Below are 11106 nucleotides of genomic sequence, written 5' to 3' on the forward strand. Positions count from 1 at the left end.
CATGCCATGCGTCAGCTCATTAGTCGCTGATGCCGACGCCAGTTGCGTCGATAGTGATTCCCGCCCGCAGTGCCATGGCGCTGCGCCAACTGTCCGCCTCCCGCAAACGCCATCAAGGATGTTGATCGCATGAAGTACTGGACGTTAAGTGATGATCCGCACGCCGAGCGCGAGGCGCAAAAGTACGACAACCCTGCGCCCAGCCGCGAATATCTGTTGGCTGCCTTAGAGAGCTACGGCAAGCCCATCACCCATGAAAACATGAGCCGCATGTTGGGCATCGAGGATGAAGATCATCTCGAAGCCGTGCGTCGGCGCATGGCCGCTATGGAGCGCGACGGGCAAGTGCTGCGTGATCGACGAGGTGCTTACGCGCTGATCGATAAGCTCGACCTGATTAAAGGTAAGGTGCTTGGGCATCGCGATGGTTTTGGCTTCGTACTCAGAGATGATGGCAAAAAGCCGGATCTCGTCCTGCCGCCTCGTCAAATGCGGCGTGTGTTTCACGGGGATCACGTGCTGGTACGCATTAGTGGTCGTGACCGTCGCGGTCGTGACGAAGCGACCATTGCCGATGTGATTGCCCGCAATACTCAAACCATTGTCGGTGTATACCGTAGTAACACGCCGGAATTTGGCGTGCTGATTCCTGAAAACCCGCGTATTACGCAAGAAGTGATCATCCCACATACCGCCTGTGGGGGTGCCAAAGACGGCCAGGTCATTTCGGCCAAGATCGTGCAGCAGCCCGCCACGCGGGTGCAGCCGGTGGGTGAAGTCATCGAAGTGCTAGGTGAGCGTATGGATCCTGGCATGGAGATCGACATTGCCATTCGCAGCTACGATATCCCCGCCGAGTTTCCGCCAGAGGTACTGGATCAAACCAGCGAAATCTCTGCCGAGGTCTTGGAGGAGGATAAAAAGCATCGCGTCGATCTGCGTGATATTCCGCTTGTCACCATTGATGACGAATCTGCCAAAGATTTCGACGATGCTGTCTGCGCTTGGAAGACCAAATCCGGTAGTTGGAAGCTGCTGGTAGCGATTGCCGATGTGTCGCACTATGTTCGACCCGGCACTGCGCTGGATGATGAAGCGCGTACGCGTGGGAACTCGGTTTATTTCCCCGGTCAAGTCGTCCCGATGTTGCCGGAGCTGCTCTCCAATGGCCTCTGTTCGCTGAATCCGCATGTCGACCGCCTGGTGATGGTGTGCGAGATGAACATCTCCAAAACCGGCGCCATTAGTCGCTACTCGTTCTATGAAGCCGTGATGAACTCCCATGCACGCCTGACCTATAACAAGGTGGCGGCCATGCTGGACAGCGAGAGCGAAGAGGGTGAGGCGCTGCGCCGTGAGCATGCGGAATTAGTCAAGCCGCTCAAAAACCTGCACGAGCTGTATGGCCTGCTGCGCTCTGCTCGGGAAGAGCGTGGCGCGATCGATTTCGATACTACGGAAACGGCGATCATCTTCAACGATGAGCGCAAGATCGAAAAAATCGTGCCGCGAACGCGTAACGACGCTCACAAGCTCATCGAGGAGTGCATGCTGGCCGCCAACGTAGCCACGGCGCGCTTCTTGGATAAGCATGACCTGCCTGCGCTTTACCGTATTCATGAGCGGCCCACGCCCGAGCGTTTAGACAAGCTGCGCCTGTTCTTGAGTGAGCTGGGGCTTTCCGTGGGTGGGGGCGACGAACCCACGCCGCAAGACTATCAAGCGCTGCGTGAAGCCATCGCTGACCGACCGGATGCCGATATCATTCAAACGGTCATGCTGCGCTCGATGAATCAGGCCGTCTATTCGCCTCAGAACGAAGGACACTTCGGTTTGGCGTACCAGGCGTATGCGCACTTTACGTCACCGATTCGCCGCTATCCCGATCTCTTGGTTCACCGCGCTATTCGTTCGGTCATTCGCGGGCCGCGCCAGACCAATACAGTCGTGCGGGTAGAAGGGGCACCGGTAGAGCCGCCGAGCAAGTGGTGCCCCTATACCTTCGAGCAAATGCTGGAACTGGGCGAGCACTGCTCGATGACCGAGCGACGCGCGGATGAAGCGACTCGCGATGTCGAGAGCTGGCTCAAGTGTGAGTTCATGTCCGATAAGCTTGGGGAGACGTTCGAAGGCACGATTGCCTCGGTGACTCAGTTCGGCCTGTTCGTGCGCCTCGATGACTTCTATGTCGAAGGGTTGGTACACGTAACGTCGCTGCCCTCGGACTACTACCACTACGAAGCCGAGAAACATCGCCTGAAAGGGGAGCGCACGGGGACTACCTACCGCTTGGGCGACGGTCTGACCGTTCAAGTGGCGCGTGTCGATATGGACGATCGGAAAATCGACTTTGGTTTGGCCGACGACAAGCCGCGCCCGCGTCGTCAGCCCCGTAAGCGTCGTGGCGAAGAGGGTGGCCCCAAAGCGGCCGCCGCCACCGATAAACCGGCAGCGCGTCGCGGCCCGCGCCGCACGCGCAGCGGCTCGCGCAAACCATCAGCGAAAAAGGGATGAGCATGAAATCGTCGTCTCGACGTCACCCGCCAAAGGCCATCCGTACGCCGGATGGCCTGGATCACGTCTACGGCGTTCACGCGCTCGAGAGTCTGCTCGAGCGTGGAGAGACGCCCCGCGAGCTATGGGTGCAGCAGGGGGCGGGTAACCGCTTGAAAGAACTAGTCGCCAGTGCTCAGTCTGGCGGCGCACGAATCAAAGAACAGCCCCGTGATGTGCTCGACCAGCTCACCCAGGGTGCGACGCACCAAGGCGTGGTGGCGTTTTGCGCTCCCTTGATGCCAGAAGGCGAAGAGTCGCTGTGGTTGAAATTGCGCGCCTGGCAGGCATCCACACCGCCCCTGCTACTGGTGCTCGATGGCGTCACCGATGTGCATAATTTCGGTGCCTGCCTACGCAGTGCCGATGCCGCCGGGGCCCACGGCGTGATCGTGGCGAAAGACAAAGCCGCACCGCTCAATGCCACGGTCAGAAAGGTGGCCTGTGGGGCGGCGGAAGTCGTGCCGGTCTATCAGGTCACGAATCTATCGCGCACGTTGGCCAAGCTCAAAGATGCGGGTGTCTGGATTACCGGTACTGCCGGTGAAGCAGTGACCAGCGTGTTCGAGATCGACATGACGGGTCCTACCGCGCTGGTGATGGGCGCCGAAGGCAAGGGCATGCGCCGGTTGACCCGCGAAGCCTGCGATAATCTCGCCAAGCTGCCCATGGCCGGGCAAGTGTCGAGCTTGAACGTCTCGGTGGCCACCGGTATCTGCCTGTTCGAAGCCGTTCGCCAGCGGCAGCTTGCAAGTTAGCGGCCAGCCCACTAGAATGCTTGCGCCCGTTTATTCATAAGCGGGCGTTCGTATGGATAACTCATCCGTACGATTAACAGTTCTGCTTGATGCGCTATCTCGGCTGTTCGCGGCCTAGAAAGGGCATTTCAGTTAACTCCTTGCTTCCCTGTCGCCGTTGAGGCATCTGCCCCAGCGCGCATCGGAAGCTGCCAAACCGCAAGGAGATTCCATGCGTCATTACGAAATCGTGTTTATGGTCCACCCGGATCAGAGCGAGCAAGTGCCGGCTATGGTCGAGCGCTACACCAGCATCGTTACCGAAAACGCTGGTACTGTGCATCGCCTGGAAGATTGGGGCCGTCGTCACCTGGCTTACCCGATCAACAAGATCCACAAAGCCCACTACGTGCTGATGAACGTCGAGTGCACCGGTGAGACTCTCGAAGAGATCGAGAACATCTTCCGTTTCAACGACGCCATCATCCGCAGCCTGGTCGTTCGCTGCAAAGAAGCGATCACCGAAGCGTCTCCGATGATGAAGCCGGCAGAAGAGAAGCGTCCGCGTCGCGAAGAAAAACCGCGCGCTGAAGCTGAAGAAACTGCCTGATTTTATCCACCGCACGTTTTAAGGAGCTAGTCCATGGCACGTTTTTTCCGTCGCCGTAAGTTTTGCCGCTTCACCGCTGAAGGCGTCAAGCAGATCGACTACAAAGATCTCGACACGCTGAAGGCTTACATCACCGAAACCGGCAAGATCGTTCCGAGCCGCATCACCGGCACCAAAGCACGCTATCAGCGTCAGCTGGCGACCGCTATCAAGCGTTCACGCTACCTGGCACTGCTGCCCTACTCCGATAGCCACCAGTAAGCGTTTGACGTGATGCTGGCACTCGCAAGATGGCTGATGCGTGGCACGCCCTATGCCGCAGGCGGGGCAGCGCTAGCAGCGTTAGTGCCCTGGCTGTTTTGGTTGGGTGCGGCCATCGCAGCGTTAGTGACCTTGCGCAAGGGCTTTGCTCCCGCGCTACCGGTGATTATCGCTGCGGCATTACCAGCTGGTTTCTGGTGGGCGCAGGGCGATGTGATTCCGCTGGCGAGCGTACTACTCGTCTCGCTAATGGCGGTCATATTGCGCGAAAGGATGCGCTGGAGCGAAGCTTTGATCGTTGGCACCTTAGCGGCCGCGGTCATGGTTCAGCTTGGCATCTTCAGCCCGCCGGGTGGCACCGAACTCATGCTGGAGCAACTGCGCGAGAGCTCGCAAGAGATCGACCGCATGCTCACGGAGTTTGCCAACCAAGGCATCGATACGACGACTCTGGCCGCCATGGTCATTGGCGGCGTCACGGGGTTGGTTGTGCTGTTAGCGGCCATCGCATGTCTGGCGCTAGCACGCAGCTGGCAGGCTGGGCTTTATAACCCAGGTGGCTTTCGTGATGAGTTTCATGCCTTGCGTTTGACACCCAAGGAGCTCGCTATCTTAGTGGGGCTTGGGGTGGCAGGCATGGTGCTGGGAGCGCAGGCGCTGGCCATGCTGAGTTGGATTCCGCTGCTGATCGCCGGTATTGCGTTAGTGCACGGGTTTATTGGAATAAAGGGGATGAACGGGCTGTGGCTGGTAGCATTCTATGTGCTGCTGATCACGACCTGGCCCACGATTCTCATTGTGCTGCTGTTGGGGCTGATCGATACATTCGCGAACGTTCGCGCACGCCTTGCCCGCAGCAATTGACAAGAGGTTTACGAGATGGAAGTCATTCTGCTCGACAACATTGGTAAGCTGGGCGGCCTGGGTGACAAAGTCACTGTCAAGCCCGGTTATGGTCGTAACTACTTGGTACCCTACGGTTTAGCCGTACCGGCCACCAAAGAGAACGTAGAAGCGTTCGAAGCGCAGCGTGCCGAGCTCGAAGCACAAGCCGCTGAGCGTAAAGCCGAAGCCCAAGCACGCGCTGAGCAGCTCAACGACATCGAACTGTCGTTGGTGTCCAAAGCCGGTGACGAAGGCAAGCTGTTCGGCTCTATCGGTCCGCGTGACCTGGCCGACGCCATCTCCTCTGCTGGCATCGAAGTTGCCAAGAGCGAAGTGCGTATGCCGCAGGGCCCGATTCGCCAAACGGGCGAATACGACATCGACCTCCACCTGCATGCAGAAGTGGACGCCGTTGTACGCGTGGTCGTTGTCGCCGAGTAATCTCGCTCGCCAACGCTAACGCCTCAAAGGGCGCGGGATCTCCCGCGCCCTTTGTCTTTTATGAACCGCTGACGAGTGTGATTCGGCCAGTGGTGTGAAGGAAGCTGCCCGGCTAAGATAAGCGCCGTTGGCAACGCGTTACATTTAAGGAGCTCGCTATGCAGGACCAGCCCTCTGCTGATCAGGAAACGGCGGCGCTAAAGCTGCCGCCGCACTCGCTAGAGGCGGAGCAGTCGGTGTTAGGCGGGCTCATGCTAGACAATCAAGCCTGGGATAACGTGTCCGAGCGCTTGGTCGCCGACGATTTCTATCGCTATGAGCACCGTTTGGTGTTCAACGTGATGATTCACTTGGCGGAATCAGGGCAGCCGCTCGATGTGGTCACGCTGTCCGAAGCGCTGGAAGCGCGGGACCAGTTGGATACCGTCGGCGGGCTAGGGTTTCTGGCGGAGCTTGCCCGCAATACGCCCTCGGCCAGCAACATACGCGCCTACGCGGATATCGTTCGCGAACGCGCCACGCTGCGCAAGCTGATTCGTGCCGCCAACCAAATCGCCGAAGGGGCGTTCTCACCGCAGGGACGACCCGCCGATGAGCTGTTGAACGAAGCCGAGCGGCTGGTGTTTCAAATTGCCGAAGAGCGCCCCAAAACCGGTGGACCTATCGGTATGAGCGATCTGCTCACCAAAGCGGTCGACCGCATTGATGAGCTATTCAACCTCAAAGGCGAGATGACTGGTCTCTCCACCGGTTTCCGCGATCTGGACGAGATGACCTCGGGTCTGCAGCCCTCCGACTTGGTGATCATCGCTGGGCGTCCATCGATGGGTAAGACGACATTCGCCATGAACTTGGTCGAGCATGCGGTCATCTCTAGCGACAAGCCGGTCATGGTGTTCTCCATGGAGATGCCCGCAGAGTCGCTGATGCTACGGATGCTCTCTTCACTGGGGCGCATCGACCAGACGCGCGTTCGCTCGGGCCAGCTGGAAGATGAGGATTGGCCAAGGCTCACATCGGCTGTCAACCTTCTCAAAGACAAACAGCTGTTCATCGATGATACCGCCGCGCTCTCGCCCAATGAGATGCGCTCGCGACTGCGCCGTATCGTGCGTGAGCACGGCAACATGGCGCTGATCATGATTGACTATCTTCAGTTGATGCAGATCCCTGGCTTTTCCGAAAACCGCACGGGGGAAATCTCTGAGATCTCACGCTCTCTGAAAGGTTTGGCAAAGGAGTTCAACTGCCCGGTCGTGGCGCTTTCGCAGCTTAACCGCTCGCTCGAACAGCGCCCCAACAAGCGCCCCGTGATGTCGGATTTGAGGGAGTCGGGCGCGATCGAGCAGGATGCGGACGTCATTGCCTTCGTTTACCGGGATGAGGTGTATAACCCCGACAACCCAGATAACCAGGGCATTGCGGAGCTCATCATCGGTAAGCAGCGTAACGGGCCGATTGGCACCGTTCACATGGCTTTCATTGGTAAATACACGCGCTTCGAGGATTTGGCGCCCGATAGCTATGGCGAGGCGTTTGGCGATTAACTTGAGCGTCATGGGGGAGAACGTATAATGCGCACCCTCATGAGCAGTTCGCCTCGAGCAGATAGAGAGACAGGAGTAACAAATGGCAGGTGGTTTTAGGCGCGGTAACCGCAAACGTCTTCCGAAACTGGAAGGCCGTGGTGAACTCCAGTCGCTAGAGCGCGAAGGCCCTTTCAAAGAGTGGCTGGGCATGCCCGATCTCTATCGCTACTTTTTGGTGGTGGAGGGGGAGAAGTACAGCTACCAAACCGAAGATGCTGAACTCCCCGTCGTGGTAGGCGACAAAGTGGTGTTTCGCTATAAAGAGACCAAAGGTGGGAACTGGATCGATCGTAACTCGCTGGGCAAAGCAATCGACCCCTCCGAGTATCAATAAGTCGACCGTTAGTTGACGATTGAGACAGGAACTCTTCCCTGTTATTGCCGTCTTAGGCAGTTAGTGCCAAGGTAATATGATTGTCATGGAGCCGCTTCATGCTGTGTTCCATGACGATGACCAATAACAGGAGGGAACCATGGAACTGAAAGCGCTGAAACAGTTCGTCGTGAATCACGACAATTTTGAAATCCGTGTGATTACCCATTCGGGTAGTCGTTTTTACCAAGTCGAGCTTGAAAATGTAGAAGGTGAGCGCCACATGTTGATGCAGCGCGGTAAACCGATGCTGTTTCGCTCACTGGATGACGTTTATCTAGAGCTCAAGCGTGCGGGTATCCATCGCGCCTACTTAGTGCAGCACGTGCCTCAAGATGAGGTGATTGGCCGCGACGCTCATTATAGTGCGCCGCTGACCTCGCGTATGCCGCTCGTCTTTTGATCCAGCCGCTGTATTAGCTGACGGTTTTACCCTGTCGTTTTTCCCACCATCGCCCCAGCCGAATACGGCGACGGGCAAAGAAACGGTAGCCTGCATCCATCATGCTGCGCAGGCCCGGTAAGCAAGATAGCTTTACTAGCCGCCGGTAGCCCAACACCGCATAGAGGGCCCGGCTGGCGTCCATCCCGATGAACCACCTCCCTTCTTGATCTTGCAAATGCAGTTGGCCCATCATGGCGTCGAAACTGCGACCGACCTCGTCTGGCTTGAACTCGCTGCTCTGAATATCGACCAGCCGAACGCGAGACCGATGGCGGTGTTTGGCGAGCCAAGCGACTTCCACTCGGCAAAAGGGGCAGTCCCCGTCATGGTAGAGCGTGACCGGAGCCTGGGCATCCAGCGCTGCGAAACGGCTCATGAGCGGTTCTCCGAGTCAGATGTAGAGGAAGCGTGTTGGGCAGCAGAGGCATAGCCCTTCGTATGCGCCGGTTGGCCGTAGCCTTTACTGGTCGGCAGTTTGGCAAGGAATTGCTCGGCCTGCTGGCGAATGGCCTCGCGCTTCTCCTCTTTCATGCGTCCTAACGAGCCATAAATGAGCTTCATTCGTGGATTACGGTTGAGCCGTTCCGCATTGGTTTCCAAAAAGTGCCAGTAAAGACTGTTGAAAGGGCAGGCTTTGGGGCCGGTCATCTGTTTGGGCGAGTAGCGACAGTGCTGACAGTGATCAGACATCTTATCGATGTATTTACCCGAAGCGCAGTAAGGCTTGGAGCCCATCAAACCGCCATCGGCGTGCAGTACCATCCCGAGGGTATTAGGCAGTTCGACCCACTCGCAGGCATCGGCGTAGACGGCGAGGTACCAGTCGCACAGCGCTTCGGGCTTGACGCCGCACAGCAGGGCAAAGTTGCCGGTGACCATGAGTCGCTGGATGTGGTGCGCATAGCTGTTGTCGATGGTCATTTGAATGGCGCGCTGCAGGCAGCGCATGTCGGTGTTGGCGTCCCAATAAAACGCGGGCAGCTCGCGGGTGAAGCCTAGCTGGTTCTCCTGTTTGTACCCGGGCATGTGCGTCCAGTAGAGCCCGCGCACGTATTCGCGCCAGCCGAGTATTTGGCGGATGAAACCCTCTACCGCATTGATAGGCGCTTTGCCCGCATGGTAGTGCGCCTCGGCGGCGTCACACACTTCGATCGGCGAGAGCAGGCCAATGTTCATCGCCGCAGACAGGCGTGAGTGATACAAAAAGGGTTCTCGGTCACTAATGGCATCTTGGTAGCGGCCAAAGTCTGCTAGCCCGTGTTCGATGAAGTGGTTCAAATCGACCAGTGCCTGCCGCCGGGTGACCGGCAAGTTGAAGGTCTCCATCGTTCCCATGTGATCAGCGAAATGGTCAGCGGCGTCCTTAAGAGCTGCTTTTGTCACGTCATCCTGGCCGTGGTTGGGCAGCGCAGGAAAGCTCAGCGAGGTATCGATGGGCTCGCGGTTGTCGTGGTCGTAATTCCACTGGCCGCCGCTGGGCGTGTCGCCCTCCATGAGCAGGCCGGTACGCTTGCGCTGCTCGCGGTAGAAATACTCCAGGCGCAGCTGTTTGCGGCCCTCTGCCCAGCGTGAAAAGTCGTCCGGTGTGGTGAAGAAGCGGTCATCTTCCCACAGCTGCCAGGGGAGGGCGTTGTGTTGGCGCTGCTGCATGTCGTTCCACAGCCGCCACTCGCCGGGGCGGGTAACGCGAATTTCATCACAGCCGTACTGCTTGGCGAGCCGCTCGGCTTCTTCTATCAGCGACTGGGTGTTATCGCCATCATTGATGCGGCTGTAATGCACCGTATAGCCTTTGTCTCTCAAGGCGTCGGCAAAGTGGCGCATGGCGGCCATGAAAAGACCGATCTTATGCAGATGGTGAGGCACGTAGCGTGCCTCTTCGGCCACTTCGCACATCGCCACCACCGCATTGGAAGGCGCTTCGCGAAGGGTTGGCAGCGTCAGCGTGAGCTGATCACCCAGTACCAGGAGTAACGGCTTGGACATGAGTTGGCCTGCAGTTATACAAATAATGTTGATAGTATAACTTTATGCCGCGACTTTGCCGAAAAGTGTTAAGATTTTGCCCATTACGTACACCCGAGGAGTTAGCGAGATGGCCGATAGCATCGTGAAGGATCAACCCGGTGAGGGGCGCTTGGCCCACGCGCCCAGCAGCCACCCTGCCGTTCCCCGCGCCAAGGTGGGCGTCGTTCTAGCGAATCTGGGAACGCCCGATGCCACCGATTACTGGTCCATGCGTCGCTATCTCAGCGAGTTCTTGTCCGATAAACGAGTCGTAGATTACGCCGGATGGAAATGGCAGCCTCTTTTGCAGCTCATCATCCTGACCAAGCGTCCGTTCTCCTCGGGCAACGCGTACAAAAGCATCTGGAATAACGAGAAGAACGAAAGCCCGTTGCTGACCATCACCCGTGCACAAACGGAAAAAATGACCGAGCGCCTGAAAGCGCTTTACGGCGACGATGTCGAGGTCGATTTCTGTATGCGCTACGGCAATCCTTCAACGGACAGCGTGCTCAAACGCATGAAAGAGAAGGGTTGTGAGCGCATCGTCTTCTTCCCGCTCTATCCGCAGTACGGCTCGCCCACTACCGCTACTGCCAATGATCAAGCGTTTCGTACGCTGATGAAAATGAAGTGGCAGCCCTATATCCGTACCGTACCGGCCTATTTCGAGCATCCGACGTATATCCAGGCGTTGGCTAACTCGGTACAAGAGGCGTACGACGGCTTCGATAGTCGTCCCACCAAACTCGTGGCGAGCTATCACGGCGTGCCGGAGCGTTATCTGATGGAGGGTGACCCCTACCACTGCCAGTGTCAGAAAACGACGCGCCTACTGCGTGAAAAGCTGGGGTTGAGCAAAGAGGAGGTCGATACTGCGTTTCAGTCGCAGTTCGGTCCTGAAAAGTGGGTCGGTCCGCAAACGGTCGACCATGTTGCCGAACTGGCGAAACAAGGGCACAAGCACATTGCGATTCTTTCGCCAGCCTTTTCCTCTGATTGTGTCGAGACCCTCGAAGAGATCAAAGAGGAGATCCACGATAGTTTCATGGAAGCGGGTGGTGAAACCTTTAGCTACATCCCTTGCTTGAACGATCGCGATGACCATATCGATGCACTATTGGCGGTAGTGAATAACGAATTATCGGGTTGGTTACCAACAACGTAACGTCATATGGCGGTGCATAAAACCGCCTAGCGTATTG

12 protein-coding genes are annotated in these 11106 nt (G+C 57.5%); 10 read left to right on the plus strand and 2 right to left on the minus strand.

From position 1 onward, the window contains the following. Window positions 1-129 precede the first annotated feature (129 nt). The 9 genes from rnr to FHJ80_RS09445 all read left to right on the plus strand — a co-directional run bounded on the left by rnr (window position 130) and on the right by FHJ80_RS09445 (window position 7852). Window positions 130-2514 carry a ribonuclease R gene (gene rnr / locus FHJ80_RS09405; RefSeq protein WP_139526806.1) on the plus strand — a complete coding sequence of 795 codons (2385 nt, stop codon included), beginning with the start codon at window positions 130-132 and terminating at the stop codon, window positions 2512-2514. A gap of 2 nt (window positions 2515-2516) precedes the next feature. Beyond that, entirely contained in the window at window positions 2517-3311 is a 795-nt protein-coding gene (gene rlmB, locus FHJ80_RS09410; protein WP_139526808.1) for a 23S rRNA (guanosine(2251)-2'-O)-methyltransferase RlmB, read from the plus strand. 211 nt (window positions 3312-3522) lie between these two features. Next, on the plus strand, window positions 3523-3900 hold the full coding sequence (gene rpsF, locus FHJ80_RS09415) for a 30S ribosomal protein S6 (RefSeq protein ID WP_044628490.1): 378 nt from the start codon (window positions 3523-3525) through the stop codon (window positions 3898-3900). A gap of 33 nt (window positions 3901-3933) precedes the next feature. Then, window positions 3934-4161, plus strand: coding sequence for a 30S ribosomal protein S18 (rpsR, locus tag FHJ80_RS09420; RefSeq protein WP_009097135.1), 228 nt, complete (start codon window positions 3934-3936; stop codon window positions 4159-4161). A 12-nt stretch (window positions 4162-4173) separates the two neighbouring features. Next, window positions 4174-5025, plus strand: coding sequence for a hypothetical protein (locus tag FHJ80_RS09425; RefSeq protein ID WP_139526938.1), 852 nt, complete (start codon window positions 4174-4176; stop codon window positions 5023-5025). Between the two features lie 15 nt (window positions 5026-5040). Beyond that, a complete protein-coding gene (rplI, locus tag FHJ80_RS09430; protein WP_044628492.1) occupies window positions 5041-5487 on the plus strand; it encodes a 50S ribosomal protein L9 in 447 nt (148 codons plus the stop codon). Window positions 5488-5645: 158 nt separating this feature from the next. After that, window positions 5646-7034, plus strand: coding sequence for a replicative DNA helicase (gene dnaB, locus FHJ80_RS09435; RefSeq protein ID WP_139526810.1), 1389 nt, complete (start codon window positions 5646-5648; stop codon window positions 7032-7034). A gap of 82 nt (window positions 7035-7116) precedes the next feature. Continuing rightward, on the plus strand, window positions 7117-7410 hold the full coding sequence (locus tag FHJ80_RS09440; RefSeq protein ID WP_139526812.1) for a hypothetical protein: 294 nt from the start codon (window positions 7117-7119) through the stop codon (window positions 7408-7410). Window positions 7411-7549: 139 nt separating this feature from the next. Continuing rightward, on the plus strand, window positions 7550-7852 hold the full coding sequence (locus tag FHJ80_RS09445; RefSeq protein ID WP_139526814.1) for a DUF6482 family protein: 303 nt from the start codon (window positions 7550-7552) through the stop codon (window positions 7850-7852). A gap of 13 nt (window positions 7853-7865) precedes the next feature. On the opposite strand, the gene FHJ80_RS09450 is transcribed toward FHJ80_RS09445, so the two are convergent. Beyond that, entirely contained in the window at window positions 7866-8270 is a 405-nt protein-coding gene (locus tag FHJ80_RS09450) for a thiol-disulfide oxidoreductase DCC family protein (protein WP_139526816.1), read from the minus strand. Continuing rightward, window positions 8267-9880, minus strand: a complete 1614-nt coding sequence (locus FHJ80_RS09455) for a cryptochrome/photolyase family protein (protein ID WP_139526818.1) — start codon at window positions 9878-9880, stop codon at window positions 8267-8269. The genes FHJ80_RS09450 and FHJ80_RS09455 overlap by 4 nt, the downstream gene beginning before the upstream one ends. A gap of 109 nt (window positions 9881-9989) precedes the next feature. On the opposite strand from FHJ80_RS09455, the gene hemH reads away from it, so the two are divergent. Then, window positions 9990-11069, plus strand: coding sequence for a ferrochelatase (gene hemH / locus FHJ80_RS09460; protein ID WP_139526820.1), 1080 nt, complete (start codon window positions 9990-9992; stop codon window positions 11067-11069). Window positions 11070-11106 lie beyond the last annotated feature (37 nt).

This window comes from Halomonas sp. BL6 (assembly GCF_006228115.1).
GTDB lineage: Bacteria > Pseudomonadota > Gammaproteobacteria > Pseudomonadales > Halomonadaceae > Vreelandella > Vreelandella piezotolerans.

Excerpts from the sequence above, each read along its gene's own strand:
- rplI (WP_044628492.1), top strand. The coding sequence starts at position 5,041 with ATGGAAGTCATTCTGCTCGACAACATTGGTAAGCTGGGCGGCCTGGGT.
- hemH (WP_139526820.1), top strand. The coding sequence starts at position 9,990 with ATGGCCGATAGCATCGTGAAGGATCAACCCGGTGAGGGGCGCTTGGCC.
- rlmB (WP_139526808.1), top strand. The coding sequence starts at position 2,517 with ATGAAATCGTCGTCTCGACGTCACCCGCCAAAGGCCATCCGTACGCCG.
- FHJ80_RS09450 (WP_139526816.1), bottom strand. The coding sequence starts at position 8,270 with ATGAGCCGTTTCGCAGCGCTGGATGCCCAGGCTCCGGTCACGCTCTAC.
- rnr (WP_139526806.1), top strand. The coding sequence starts at position 130 with ATGAAGTACTGGACGTTAAGTGATGATCCGCACGCCGAGCGCGAGGCG.
- dnaB (WP_139526810.1), top strand. The coding sequence starts at position 5,646 with ATGCAGGACCAGCCCTCTGCTGATCAGGAAACGGCGGCGCTAAAGCTG.
- FHJ80_RS09440 (WP_139526812.1), top strand. The coding sequence starts at position 7,117 with ATGGCAGGTGGTTTTAGGCGCGGTAACCGCAAACGTCTTCCGAAACTG.
- rpsF (WP_044628490.1), top strand. The coding sequence starts at position 3,523 with ATGCGTCATTACGAAATCGTGTTTATGGTCCACCCGGATCAGAGCGAG.
- FHJ80_RS09445 (WP_139526814.1), top strand. The coding sequence starts at position 7,550 with ATGGAACTGAAAGCGCTGAAACAGTTCGTCGTGAATCACGACAATTTT.
- FHJ80_RS09425 (WP_139526938.1), top strand. The coding sequence starts at position 4,174 with ATGCTGGCACTCGCAAGATGGCTGATGCGTGGCACGCCCTATGCCGCA.
- rpsR (WP_009097135.1), top strand. The coding sequence starts at position 3,934 with ATGGCACGTTTTTTCCGTCGCCGTAAGTTTTGCCGCTTCACCGCTGAA.
- FHJ80_RS09455 (WP_139526818.1), bottom strand. The coding sequence starts at position 9,880 with ATGTCCAAGCCGTTACTCCTGGTACTGGGTGATCAGCTCACGCTGACG.